This is a genomic window from Streptomyces liliiviolaceus (assembly GCF_018070025.1).
GTDB lineage: Bacteria > Actinomycetota > Actinomycetes > Streptomycetales > Streptomycetaceae > Streptomyces > Streptomyces liliiviolaceus.
The window spans coordinates 2,666,420-2,679,308 of the sequence record NZ_JAGPYQ010000001.1; the positions used below are offsets into that span (position 1 = coordinate 2,666,420).

General features: G+C 70.2%; 10 protein-coding genes. 5 read left to right on the forward strand and 5 right to left on the reverse strand.

Features of this window, described 5'->3' with window-relative positions:
• Positions 1-16: 16 nt before the first annotated feature.
• The 3 genes from J8N05_RS11740 to J8N05_RS11750 are packed head-to-tail and all read right to left on the reverse strand — an operon-like array spanning position 17 to position 4,579.
• Positions 17-1,975: an ABC transporter permease/substrate-binding protein gene (locus tag J8N05_RS11740; RefSeq protein WP_210882428.1), complete on the reverse strand. Its 1,959-nt coding sequence runs from the start codon at positions 1,973-1,975 to the stop codon at positions 17-19.
• Complete coding sequence (locus J8N05_RS11745) at positions 1,965-3,542, reverse strand: sugar ABC transporter ATP-binding protein (RefSeq protein ID WP_210882429.1); 1,578 nt, start codon at positions 3,540-3,542, stop codon at positions 1,965-1,967. The genes J8N05_RS11740 and J8N05_RS11745 overlap by 11 nt, the downstream gene beginning before the upstream one ends.
• Positions 3,539-4,579: a LacI family DNA-binding transcriptional regulator gene (locus J8N05_RS11750; RefSeq protein WP_210882430.1), complete on the reverse strand. Its 1,041-nt coding sequence runs from the start codon at positions 4,577-4,579 to the stop codon at positions 3,539-3,541. The genes J8N05_RS11745 and J8N05_RS11750 overlap by 4 nt, the downstream gene beginning before the upstream one ends.
• 229 nt (positions 4,580-4,808) lie before the next feature.
• Between J8N05_RS11750 and J8N05_RS11755 the strand changes: the two genes are divergently transcribed.
• The 3 genes from J8N05_RS11755 to J8N05_RS11765 all read left to right on the forward strand — a co-directional run bounded on the left by J8N05_RS11755 (position 4,809) and on the right by J8N05_RS11765 (position 7,630).
• The gene (locus J8N05_RS11755) at positions 4,809-6,005 is read left to right on the forward strand and encodes a helix-turn-helix domain-containing protein (RefSeq protein ID WP_210882431.1); all 1,197 of its coding nucleotides are present in this window, start codon (positions 4,809-4,811) and stop codon (positions 6,003-6,005) included.
• Positions 6,002-6,544, forward strand: coding sequence for a hypothetical protein (locus J8N05_RS11760; protein WP_210882432.1), 543 nt, complete (start codon positions 6,002-6,004; stop codon positions 6,542-6,544). Before J8N05_RS11755 ends, J8N05_RS11760 begins: the two co-directional genes overlap by 4 nt.
• Positions 6,545-6,895: 351 nt before the next feature.
• Positions 6,896-7,630 (forward strand): calcium-binding protein, encoded by a 735-nt coding sequence (locus tag J8N05_RS11765; RefSeq protein ID WP_308286798.1) that lies wholly within the window; start codon positions 6,896-6,898, stop codon positions 7,628-7,630.
• 239 nt (positions 7,631-7,869) lie between these two features.
• Here J8N05_RS11765 and J8N05_RS11770 read toward each other — a convergent pair whose 3' ends face one another.
• Together J8N05_RS11770 and J8N05_RS11775 are read right to left on the reverse strand one after the other, a co-directional pair.
• A complete protein-coding gene (locus J8N05_RS11770; RefSeq protein WP_210882435.1) occupies positions 7,870-8,331 on the reverse strand; it encodes a cupin domain-containing protein in 462 nt (153 codons plus the stop codon).
• A complete protein-coding gene (locus tag J8N05_RS11775; protein WP_210882436.1) occupies positions 8,328-9,299 on the reverse strand; it encodes a helix-turn-helix domain-containing protein in 972 nt (323 codons plus the stop codon). Before J8N05_RS11775 ends, J8N05_RS11770 begins: the two co-directional genes overlap by 4 nt.
• A 161-nt stretch (positions 9,300-9,460) precedes the next feature.
• Between J8N05_RS11775 and J8N05_RS11780 the strand changes: the two genes are divergently transcribed.
• Positions 9,461-10,258: an SAM-dependent methyltransferase gene (locus J8N05_RS11780; RefSeq protein WP_210882437.1), complete on the forward strand. Its 798-nt coding sequence runs from the start codon at positions 9,461-9,463 to the stop codon at positions 10,256-10,258.
• Positions 10,259-10,317: 59 nt separating this feature from the next.
• The gene (gene recD2, locus J8N05_RS11785) at positions 10,318-12,579 is read left to right on the forward strand and encodes an SF1B family DNA helicase RecD2 (protein WP_210882438.1); all 2,262 of its coding nucleotides are present in this window, start codon (positions 10,318-10,320) and stop codon (positions 12,577-12,579) included.
• Positions 12,580-12,889: the final 310 nt, after the last annotated feature.

A 12,889-nucleotide genomic window follows, 5' to 3' on the forward strand; every position in this document is an offset into this window, starting at 1 on the left:
TACGGGGCGGTCGGGGTCAGCCCGTGAAGTCGGCCACGTTCTTCGACGTGACCACCTTCACCGGGACCTTCACCGTCTGCTCGGTCTTCTTGCCGTCGGCCGCCCGCAGCGCGTTCTGCACGGCGATCCTGCCGAGTTCCTTCGGCTGCTGCGCCACGGAGGCGTACATCGTGCCGTCCGCGACGGCCTTCAGCCCGTCCGGCGTGCCGTCGAAGCCGATGACCTGGACCGACTTCCCGGCCTTGGAGCCGAGCGCCTTGATCGCGCCGAGCGCCATCTCGTCGTTCTCGGCGAAGACGCCCTGGACGTCCGGGTGGGCCTGGAGCAGGTTCGTCATCACGTCCAGCCCCTTCGTACGGTCGAAGTCGGCGGGCTGCCTGGCGACCACCTCGATGTCCGGGTAGGCCTTCAGACCCTCCTCGAAGCCCGCGCCGCGCTCCCGGCTCGCGGACGTACCGGCCAGACCCTGAAGGATCACGATCTTGCCCTTGCCGCCCAGCTTCTCGGCGAGCGCCTTGGCGCCGAGCTGCCCGCCCTCGACGTTGTCGGAGGCCACGAGCGCGGCAGTCTTCGCCTTGTTGACGCCCCGGTCGACGCCGACGACGGGGATGTCGGACTTGTTCGCGGAGCGCACCGAGGGGCCCGCCGCGTCCGAGTCCACCGGGTTGACGACGATCGAGTCGACGCCCTCGCTGGTGAAGTTCTGCAGCTGGTTGGCCTGCTGCGAGGCGTCGTTCTGCGCGTCGGTGACGGTCAGATCGGCCCCGAGCTTCTTCGCCTCGGCCTGCGCACCCGCCTTGATCTGTACGAAGAAGGGGTTGTTCAGGGTGGAGAGGGACAGGCCGACCTTCGGCTTCTCGGACGAGGACGAGCCGTTGTTGAAGATGCTCAGGCCGCCCACGACCGCCGCCACCAGAACGACCGCGAGGCCGTACTTGACCGCCTGCGGACCCTTCCTCCCCGCCGCGCCCCCGGCACCGGACGTCACCGGGGTCGCCCCGGCCTTGCGGCGCACGGTGTCGAGCAGCACCGCCAGCGCGATGACCACACCGATGACGACCTGCTGCCAGAACGCCGACACGGACAGGAGGTTGAGCCCGTTGCGCAGCACCGCGAGGATCAGCGCGCCGATCAGCGTCCCGGACGCCTTGCCGGTACCGCCCGCGAGGGAGGCACCGCCGATGACGACCGCGGCGATCGCGTCCAGCTCGTACCCCTGCGCGGCCTGGGGCTGCGCGGAGGACAGCCGGGAGGCGAGCACGATGCCCGCGGCGGCGGCGAAGAGCCCGGACAACGCGTAGATGGCGAGCTTCTGCCGCTTCACCCGCAGCCCGGACAGCCGCGCCGCCTCCTCGTTGCCGCCGATCGCGTACATGGAACGCCCGATGTACGTACGGCCGAGGATCACGGCCGTGATCAGGCCCAGGACGATCATCACGAGGACCGGGACCGGCAGCCAGCCGCCGAGCGTGTCACCCAGGTGCGAGACCGAGTCGGGGAAGGCGATCGGGGAGCCCTGCGAGATCACCAGCGACAGACCGCGGCCCACCGACAGCATGGCGAGCGTCGCGATGAACGGCGGCAGCTTCCCGTACGAGATCAGGACGCCGTTCACGAGCCCGCACGCTATGCCGGTCGCGATCGCGAGGATCACCGCGATCCAGACCGGTACGCCCTCCGAAGTCGCCGTCCAGGCGAGGACGGTGGCGGAGAGGGCGGCGACGGAACCGACCGACAGGTCGATGCCCGCCGAGACGATCACGAAGGTCACACCGAAGGCGAGGATGGCGGTCACGGCCGCCTGGACGCCGATGTTGAGCAGGTTGTCCGTCGTCAGGAAGTCGCCGGACAGGGCCGACATCGCGATGACGAGGATGATGAGCGCGGTGAGCGCGCCGTTGTCGAGCAGGAGCCGGCGCAGGCCGCCGGAGGCGCCACGCGCGCCCGTTGTGCTCTTGAGCGTGTCAGTGGCCACGGGGGTCCTCCACAGCGGTAACAGGGGTAACAGGGGTGGCGGGGGTGACAGAGTTGGTGGGTGTGCTGACGGCCAGGGCCATCACGGAGTCCTGGGTCGCCTCGTCGGCGGAGAGTTCGCCGGCGATCCGGCCCTGGGCCATCACCAGCACCCGGTCGCTCATCCCGAGCACCTCGGGCAGATCGCTGGAGATCATCAGAACGGCGTGCCCGGCGGCCGTGAGCGCGTTGACCAGCTGGTAGATCTCGACCTTGGCGCCCACGTCGATCCCGCGGGTCGGCTCGTCGAGGATCAGCACCCTGGTGTCGGCGAGCAGCCACTTGCCGATGACGACCTTCTGCTGGTTGCCGCCGGAGAGCGTGCGCACGTGCTGGCCGAGCCCGGCCATTCGTACGCCGAGCTGCTCGGCGATCTTCGCCGCGGCCGTCCGCTGACCCTTGAGGTCGACGAGTCCGCCGCGGGTGGCCGCCCGCAGGGTGACGAGCCCGAGGTTCTCCTCCACGGAGGCGTCCAGGAGCAGGCCCTGGCCCTTGCGGTCCTCGGGGACGAGCCCGATCCCGGCGGTCATCGCCGCGTTGACGTCGTGGCGGGGAAGCGGGTTGCCCGCGACGGCCACCGAGCCCTTGTCGTACGGGTCGGCGCCGAAGACGGCGCGCACGACCTCGGTGCGGCCCGCGCCCACGAGGCCCGCGATGCCGACGACCTCACCGGCGCGCACCTCGAAGCTGATGTCGTGGAAGACACCGTCCCGGGTGAGCCCGTCGACGGTGAGCAGCGCCGCCCCGCTGTCGCTTTCGCCGTTGCCGTCGGGCCGCTCGCGCGGATACTGCAGCTCGATGGAGCGGCCCACCATCAGGCGTACGAGATCGTCCTCGGGTGTGGATGCGGGGACCTGGCCGACGCTGCGGCCGTCCCGGATGACGGTGACGCGGTCGCCGAGAGCGGCGATCTCCTCCAGGTGGTGGGTGATGAAGACGATGCCCACGCCGTCCTCGCGCAGCTTGCGCACGATCCGGAAGAGCTTCTCCACCTCCCCGGAGGTGAGCACCGCGGTCGGCTCGTCCATGATCAGCACGCGGGCGTCCAGGCTCAGCGCCTTCGCGATCTCGACCATCTGGAGGCGGGCGATGCCCAGTTCGCGGACCCGCGCGCGGGGGGAGACGTTCACGCCGACCCGCTCCAGGAGCACGGCGGCGTCGGCCTCCATCCGCTTCCGGTCGATCATCCCGAGGCGGCGCGGCTGGCGGCCCAGGAAGATGTTCTCGGCGACGGTGAGGTCGGGGACCAGGTTGAACTCCTGGTAGATGGTCGCGATCCCGAGGCGCGCGGCGTCCTGCGCGCCGTGGATGCGGACCTTCTCGCCGTCGACCACGATCTTCCCGGCGTCGGGGCGGTAGGCGCCGGACAGCATCTTGATGAGGGTGCTCTTGCCGGCACCGTTCTCACCGAGCAGTACGTGCACCTCGCCGCGGCGCAGATCGAAGTCGACGCTGTCGAGCGCGACCACACCGGGGAAGGTCTTGCGTATCCCTTCGATACGCAGCAACTCGTCCGGGCTGCTGCTCACGGGTTGCTCCTTTGAGTGACGTTCACGGGTGCGCTGTCCATGGGGGGCGGTTCGCCGCAGGAGCGGCGGACGACGAGGGTGGCGGGGAGGGTGACCGACTGCGGGGGCCGCCCCTCGATGCGGTCGACGACGGCGCGTACGGCGGCGCGGCCCAGTTCGGGGGTCGGCTGGGCGATCGCCGTGACGGGCGGATCGGTGTGCACGAACCACGGGATGTCGTCGAACGCGGCGAGCGCGATGTCGTCGGGCACGCGAAGTCCCCGCGCCCGTACGGCGTCCAGGGCGCCCAGGGCCATCAGGTTGTCGGCCGCGAAGACGACCTCGGGCGGCTCGGCAAGGTCGAGGAACTCCTCGGTGGCCCGCCGGCCGCTGGCCGCCTGGAAGTCGCCCTGCCCGATGTAGGCGTCGGGGAGCGGCAGCCCGTACGCGCGCAGGGCGTCCCGGAAGGCGTCGACGCGCTCGCTGCCGGTGGTGGTGGCGGCCGGGCCCGCGATGATCGCGAGCCTGCGGTGGCCGAGGCCGTACAGGTGGGCGACGAGATCGCGCACGGCGGTGCGGCCGTCGGCCCGGACGACGGGCACGTCCACGCCCGGTATCCACCGGTCCACGAAGACCATCGGCGTTCCCGAGCGCGCGGCGTCCAGCATCAGCGGGGAGCCGCCGTCCGTGGGGGACACGAGCAGGCCGTCGATCCGGCGGTCGAGGAGCGTACGGACGTGATGGTCCTGCAGATCGGGCCGCTCGTCGGCGTTGCCGATGATGACGCTGTAGCCGAGGGCGCGGGCCTCCTCCTCGACGGAGCGGGCCAGTTCGGTGAAGTACGGGTTCAGTACGTCGCTGATGACCAGGCCGAGGGTGTGGGTCTGGTCGGTGCGCAGGGAGCGGGCGACGGCGTTCGGGCGGTAGCCCAGTGCCTCGACGGCGGCCAGTACGCGGGTGCGGGCGTCCGCGCTCACCGACGGGTGGTCGTTCAGGACCCGCGACACCGTGGCGACGGAGACACCCGCCTCGGCGGCGACGTCCTTGATGCTCGCCATCGACGCTCCACCTCCTTGTGGATCATCTTGGAAACGATTACACGCGTAATGCTGAGAGCGATTGGAATCGATTACATCGAAGTTGACAAGCCCCTGAGACTGGATCGTGATGTTGCGGGTGGGCGGAGGCGGGCGGGGGTGGGCCGCGCGGTCCGGGTCGCCCCTGGAGGCGTGCTCATGTTCTGGCCAGTGCGTTGCGATATTCGCAAGGCGCGGTTACGGTGGGTGCATGTCCGATTCTGTGATCGATCGCGTACGCAGAGTGATAGAGGCGACGTCGGTGAGTCAGGCGGCCTTCGCCGAGAAGGTGGGGCTCACGCCCGACAAGCTGTCCAAGTCCCTGGCGGGGGTGCGCCGCTTCACGTCGCTCGACCTGGCGTTGATCGCCGAGGCGGGCGGCAGGACCGTGGACTGGCTGCTCACGGGGCGCGAGCCGCTGCGCCCGGCGTTCGCGGCCCGGACCACCGCCGGGGCGACTCCCGGACGGGGCCGCGTCAGCGATGCCGCGGACCGATTCACGGCGGCGTACGAGGTGTTGGAGCTGCTGGGCAGGCCGCCCAAGCTGCCGCCGATGCCCTTCGTGCGTCCGGGCATCGAGCGTTTCGTGGACCAGGGGAGGCAGTTGGCTCAGGACGCCGTCGGTGTGCTCACCGCGGCGGACGGCCACCGGACCGTGGCCGGCCTGGAGACCGACGTGCTGATCACGGCCTGTACGCAGGCGTTCGGCGTGGACGTCGCGGTCACGTGCCTTCCCGAGGCCGTGGACGGGCTCACCTGGCAGACGGACACGTTCCGGCTCATCCTCGTCGGACCCACCGAGACCTGGACCCGGCAGAGGTTCACTCTCGCTCACGAACTCGGTCACATCCTGGCCCGCGACGCCCAGGAACTCGTCGTCGAGTCGCATGTCGCCCCGGGGCGGCAGAGGGATCTGACCGAGGTGCGGGCCAACGTCTTCGCCTCCAACCTGCTGATGCCCGCGCCCGAGATCCGTGACCGGTTCCGTCGGGTGGCGGACCGGCACGGCGGGCTCACCGTCGAGGCGTTCTCCGAGCTGGTCGTGGCCTTCAAGGTCTCGCCCAGCGCGCTGAGCGCACGGTTGAGCCAACTCCGTCTCATCGACGCGAAGTCGGAACCCGCGGTCCATCACAGGGGTCTGACCACCGAGATCTGCCATCTGCTCGCCGGTGCGACGGACGCCTTCCAGCGGCAGCTCGCCTGGGCCGCGGCCCAGCGCTTCCCCGTACGCCTCGTGGCCGCGCTCTACAAGTGCTACGCCGAGGGGGAGACGACACTCAGGCCCCTCGCATCCCTCCTGGGCATGGACGTGGACCAGCTGCACGACCTTCTCGACCCCGCCGAGCCCGACAGTCCGGAAGTCGCCGTCAGTGAAGTGGAAGAAGGGGACCTGATCTTCCAGCCATGAGACTCTGCTGGTTTCCGGACAACACCGTCCTGTGCAACTTCGCGGTCGTCGACCGCGTGTCATTGCTGGAGAAAGTGCTCGACGGGCGGGGCCGCTGGACCGAGGCGGTGGCCCACGAGGCCGAGCAGTCCGCCCGGTACATCCCCCGATTACGGGAGGTCGTGTCGCTCGGCATACTCGGCGAGCCGATCACCGTCACGGACGTCGAGGAGATCGCCGCGGTCGACCGTCTGCGCCGGGCCGTCTTCGGCGGCGTCGCGTCCCTGCCCACCAAGCACCTCGGCGAGGCCGAGACCTGCGTACTGATCACCATGCGCCCGGATTTTCGTGATGCGGTGTGGATCACCGACGACCGGTCCGCCGGCACGTACGCGCGGCGGAAAGGCATCACCACCAAGGAAACCTTCGACCTCATGAACGACGCCGTGGTCGGTGGGCTGATCAGCGCCGAGGACGGCCATGACCTGCTCCACCGGATGGTGGCCGTCGGCCGTCACCTGCATCGCGTTTCCGTACGTCCCGACGAGCTGATGCGCTGAGTGCGTCCGGCCGGCGTATCCGGCCGGCGCCCCCTCGTCTGAAGCCGCGCTGGCGTCCCGCAGCATGACCGTCGGGTGAATTCCAGCGGAATGGGGAATTGCTGGCGCGTTTACGATTTCGCGCCGCGCATTTATCCGCGAGTTGCCGCACAACCAACCGCACACCTCGCCCGTCACACGAAGCGAAAGGCATCACAACTGCTCCATGGAGGTTATGAAATGTCTTATCGCCGCGGTGGTCTCCGCACTGCACGCGCCCTATCGGTTCTGGCGCCGATTGTCGGCATCGGACTGGCTGTTCCGCTTGCCCTAGCCGGAACGGCGGGTGCCGCGGAGTCGACGGCCACCGCCGTGGTCAACGAGTACGGCTGGCAGCTCACGTACACGGCAGCCCCTGGTCAGGCCAACGATGTGGCCGTCACGCAGTCGTACAACGACGACCGCACGCAATACATTTACGTAATCGACGACGTCGTTCCGATAACCGCCGGAAGCGGGTGCAGCTATCCCGACAGCGCGGACCGGACCAAGGTCACCTGTGCGGTCGAGAATATCGAGAGCCAGTCCCCGTACGCGGCTCTGGAGGCGGACCTCGGCGACGGGAACGACACCGGCTCCGTCGAGAATCGCACCGACCAGATTTTCTCCTACAACTCCGTTGAACTGGGTCTCGGCGACGACAAGTGGACCAGCGGCGCCGGCGAACGCGTCGACGGCAGCTCCGTCAAGGGCGGCGCGGGGGACGACGTCATCACGGTGGGCGGGTACGGATCGTCCCTGGGCGGCGACGGCGCCGACACCCTCACCGCCACCGGCGGCGGCGAGATCCTCCAGGGCGGCGCGGGCGACGACGTGCTGCGCGGCGGCGCGGGCGAGCAGATCATCAAGGGCGACGACGGCGACGACACGGTGTACGGCGGCGCGGGCGACGACGAGCTGTACGGCGGCAAGGGCGACGACATCGTGTACGGGGAGGCCGGCAACGACCGCATCTGGGGCAACAGCGGCAACGACAAGCTGTACGGCGGGGCGGGCACGGACACGATCTCCGGGGGAGCGGGCACGAACGTGATCGTCCAGGACTGACGACCGCGCGCCGTCGGGGGGCCGCGCGATCGCTTCGCGCGGCCCCCACGGAACATGCCCCGGCCCGGCCCACCCCGCCCAGGCACGCTTCATCTCGCCGCCCCGCATCTTTTGGTCCAGCGCGTTGGAAGCCGCCGCCCGGACGCGGACGAGCACCGCGTCCGGACCCGGGGGTGGTGGTTCGAACCCGGCGAGCCGCATCACCTCCGGGCCGCCGTAGCGGTCGTACTGAACGCGCTTCACGAGGCGTATTCGTCCGAGATCTCGGTGGCGTAGTTCTTCCAGAGCGGTTGCATGGTCTCGGCGTTGACCGGCTGCCCGGAATCGATCATGGCCTTGAAGTCGCGGAAGTACTGCACGTACAGGTCCGGCGTGAAGGTGTTCAGCATGACCGCGTTCTCGTCGCCGATGTTGGCGAACGTGTGCGGCGCCCCGGTCGGCACGATGACCCAGGTGCCCGGCCCGGCGTCGTAGTGGTCCTCGCCGACGGTGAACCGGAACGTTCCCGCCAGCACGTAGAAGCCCTCGTCGTGCTGGGCGTGGCGATGCTGCAACGGGCTCGGGGTGCCCGGCGGGATGGTGACCTCGGCGAATCCCAGCCGGTGTTCGGTGTGCTCGCCGTTCTCCAGGATACGGATCCGCTGCGCCCCGCTGCCGAGGATCTCGCCCTCACCGGGGCGGACGATGTTCACCTTCGTCATGACTTCTCCTCTTGCTGGTGCCTGTCTCGTTCGCCCCCATCCTTTTCCGGGCCGGCCGTGCGCGTCCTGGTCGTCCGTGCACGGTTGCCGGTCACCAGCGCACGGGCGTTGTAGCCGTACGTCGCCTTGAAGAGCTTGCTGAAATGGGTGGGGTCGGGGAATCCCCACCGGGCGGCCACGGCGGTGACCGTACGTCCGCCTCCGGTCAGCTCGGCCCGGCAGCGCTCCAGGCGGCGACGGCGGATCAGGGCCGCGACGGTGAGCGGCTGGTCCTCGAACAGCTTGTGCAGCCGGCGTACGGACATGTGGTGGGCGGCGGCGATACCGGGCGGGGACAGACCGGGATCGGCCAGCCGGGTCTCGATGTAGCCGGCGATCCGGCTCCGCAGCCACTCGTCCGGGGCCGGTTGTTCGTCACCGAGCCGGGCCTCCAGCGCGACCGCGATCAGCTCGACGACGGCCGCCGCCGACCGCAGCGCCTCCGCCTCGCGGAACTCGGCCGCCGACCGCGCCGACTCCCGGGCCAGCACGGAGACGAGAGCGCCCGGGCCGTGGCTGCCGTCGATGCGTACGCCGATGAGCCGGTCGATCTGCGCGGGCCGGATCCGAAGCTCCCGGCGCGGAACCAGGACGGTGACGTGCGCCGCGGCGGTGCTCTCGAACCGGAGCGAACGCGTGGGATCGAGCAGGACCAGGTCGGTCGGCCCGAGTTCGGCGTCGCCGCGCCCCTGCTCGATCCGCGTCCGGCCCCGGGCCATCACCTTGACCGCCAGGTTCTCGCCGTCGACGGCGTCGCGCTCCCGGCCGACGCAGGCGCTCTCGGGCGTGTCGAGGGAGACCAGCCGCAGCGGCCCGAGGTCACGGGTGGTGATCCCGCCCCGGAAACCGGCCCCGGCCAGCTTGTTGACCAGCGGCGGAAACCCGCTGGCGGCCAACTCGTCCTGGAACGACTCAAGGTTGCCGATCACCGGTCAAGGGTAACGGCGACCGACCGGCTGGAGGGTGGTGCGGTTCGAACCGGCCGCGCGGCCGTCAACCGCGCTCACGCACGCCCGAGTTGATGTGGAAGGCTGTCGGCAGCCGTGCGCGGGCAAGAGGCCTGGCCGGCGGTGGTCGAGAGGAGCGCAGCGTGGGTCAGGACGGCTTCCGTGCCGAGGAGATCGACACCAGCAGGCCGCATCCCGCGCGGATCTACGACTACCTGCTGGGCGGCAAGGACAACTACGAGGTCGACCAGCGGGCCGGCGACGCCCTCGCCGCCGCGGCACCCGAGGTGCGCATAGGGCTGCGGGCCAACCGGGAGTTCCTGCGACGGGCCGTCCGGTACGTCGTCGGCAGCGGCGTCCGCCAGATCCTCGACATCGGCACCGGGCTGCCCACCTCGCCGAACGTGCACGAGATCGCCCACGAGGTGGCGCCGGACGTGCGCGTCGCGTACGTCGACAACGATCCGATCGTGAGCGCGCACGCCGACGCGCTGCTCAGCGGTTCCGGCGCGAACAGCATCGTCCTCGCCGACCTGCGCGACCCGCGGGCCATCGTGGACCACCCCGACGTGCGCCGGGTCATCGACTTCGACGAGCCGGTGGCCGTGCTCCTCGTCGCCATCGTCCACTTCCTCACCGACGCCGACGAGCCCGAGCGGATCGTCGCCACGCTGCGCGACGCGCTGCCCGCCGGGAGCTTCCTGGTGCTCTCGCACGCCACGGGCGACTTCGCCGACCGCACGGACGCGCAGGCCGTCTACAGCAAGGCCACCGCCTCGCTGAACCTGCGGTCCCGCGCCGGGATCGAGCGCTTCTTCGAGGGCTTCGAGCTGGTCGACCCCGGCCTCGCCCAGGCCCCGTTCTGGCGCCCGGACTCCCCGCCGCCGGCCAGGTCGGAAGAGATCGGCTTCTACGGAGGCGTGGCCCGCAAGGCGCACTGAGACCGGTTCCGGCGCCGGTACCGGTCCGCGGTGTCAGACGTGGGCGGTAGCGTCGGATCATGTCCAAGCAAGGGGCGGGGAGCGAGGTCCGGAACCTGGCGGTTCTGGAGGGCGTACTGGAACGGATCACGTACGCCAACGAGGAGAACGGGTACACGGTCGCGCGCGTCGACACCGGACGCGGCGGCGGTGATCTCCTCACGGTCGTCGGCGCGCTGCTCGGCGCCCAGGTGGGGGAGTCCCTGCGGATGGAGGGCCGTTGGGGCTCCCATCAGCAGTACGGGAAGCAGTTCACCGTCGAGAACTACACGACCGTGCTCCCCGCGACGGTCCAGGGCATCCGCCGCTATCTCGGATCCGGCCTGGTCAAAGGCATCGGGCCGGTCTTCGCCGACCGCATCACCACGCACTTCGGGCTGGACACGCTCCAGATCATCGAGGAGGAGCCGAAGCGGCTCATCGAGGTGCCGGGGCTCGGACCCAAGCGCACCAAGAAGATCGCCGAGGCCTGGGAGGAACAGAAGGCGATCAAAGAGGTCATGCTCTTCCTCCAGACCGTCGAGGTGTCCACGTCCATCGCGGTGCGGATCTACAAGAAGTACGGCGACGCGTCGATCTCGGTCGTCAAGAACCAGCCCTACCGTCTCGCGTCCGACGTCTGGGGCATCGGCTTCCTCACCGCCGACAAGATCGCCCAGTCCGTGGGCATCCCGCACGACAGCCCGGAGCGGGTGAAGGCCGGTCTGCAGTACGCCCTTTCGCAGTCCAGCGACCAGGGCCACTGCTTCCTCCCGGAGGAGCGGCTGATCGCGGACGCGGTGAAACTGCTCCAGGTGGACACGGGCCTGGTCATCGAGTGCCTCGCGGAACTGGCGGCTCCCGCCGAGGAGGGCGAGGATCCCGGGGTCGTACGGGAGCGGGTGCCGGGGCCGGACGGCGGGGAGCCCGTGACGGCCGTGTACCTCGTCCCCTTCCACCGGGCCGAACTGTCGTTGTCCGCACAGTTGCTGCGGCTCCTGCGCACCGACGAGGACCGGATGCCGGGGTTCCGGGACGTGGTCTGGGACAAGGCCCTGGCCTGGCTCAAGGGGCGTACGGGGACGGAGCTGGCCCCCGAGCAGGAGCAGGCCGTGCGGCTCGCCCTCACCGAGAAGGTCGCGGTGCTCACGGGTGGGCCCGGCTGCGGCAAGTCCTTCACGGTCCGCTCGATCGTGGAGCTGGCCCGCGCGAGGAAGGCCAAGGTGGTCCTCGCGGCGCCGACCGGCCGGGCCGCCAAGCGGCTCGCCGAGCTGACCGGGGCGGAGGCCTCGACCGTGCACCGGCTCCTGGAGCTACGGCCCGGGGGCGACGCGGCCTACGACAGGGACCGTCCGCTGGACGCCGACCTCGTCGTCGTGGACGAGGCGTCGATGCTGGACCTGCTGCTCGCCAACAAGCTGGTCAAGGCCGTGCCGCCGGGTGCGCATCTGCTGTTCGTGGGCGACGTGGATCAGTTGCCGAGCGTCGGTGCGGGAGAGGTGCTGCGCGACCTGCTGGCGGAGGGCGGGCCGGTACCGGCGGTCCGGCTGACCCGGGTCTTCCGGCAGGCCCAGCAGTCGGGCGTGGTCATGAACGCTCACCGGATCAACGCGGGACAGCAGCCCGTCACCGACAAGCTCAAGGACTTCTTCCTCTTCGTGGAGGACGACACGGAGGAGGCGGGGCGGCTCACGGTGGATGTGGCGGCGCGGCGCGTTCCGGCGAAGTTCGGGCTCGATCCGCGGCGCGACGTGCAGGTGCTGGCGCCGATGCACCGGGGGCCCGCGGGGGCCGCCGCGCTCAACGGACTGCTCCAGCAGGCCGTCACCCCGGCCCGGCCCGACCTGCCCGAGAAGCGGTTCGGCGGGCGGGTCTTCCGGGTCGGCGACAAGGTCACGCAGATCCGCAACAACTACGAGAAGGGCGAGAACGGGGTCTTCAACGGCACGGTGGGGGTCGTGACCTCGCTCAACCTCGACGAGCAGCGGCTGACGGTGCTGACGGACGAGGACGAGGAGGTGCCGTACGAGTTCGACGAACTGGACGAGTTGGCGCATGCGTACGCGGTGACGATCCACCGCTCGCAGGGCAGCGAGTATCCGGCGGTCGTCATTCCCGTCACGACGGGGGCGTGGATGATGCTGCAGCGCAATCTGCTCTACACGGCGGTGACGCGGGCGAAGCGGTTGGTGGTGCTGGTGGGGTCGCGCAAGGCGCTGGGCCAGGCGGTCCGCACGGTGTCCGCGGGGCGCCGCTGCACGGCGCTGGCGTTCCGCCTCACGGGGGCGCGTGCGCTTGCGTGAGCCGGGCGGTCGGTCGGCTGTCGGCTGCGGGCCGGTGGGGGCTTGTCGCGCCGTTCCCCGCGCCCCTAAAAGATTGCGCAGTTCCCCGCGCCCCTAGGTATTTAGGGGCGCGGGGAACTGCGCGGGTGACCCCCACCGGCCCGCACCCGGGTGGATTGGCGCGGTGGTCGGGAAAAATGATCGATCAAACGAGTCGGAAACGTCACACGGCACTTTCGGAAGGCCGGGGAAGCGGGCAGGATGAACAGGTTGGCGGCACTGAGTGCCGCCAATAGGCCCAATGGTCGACCCCGAGTGCACTCTCCTGCGC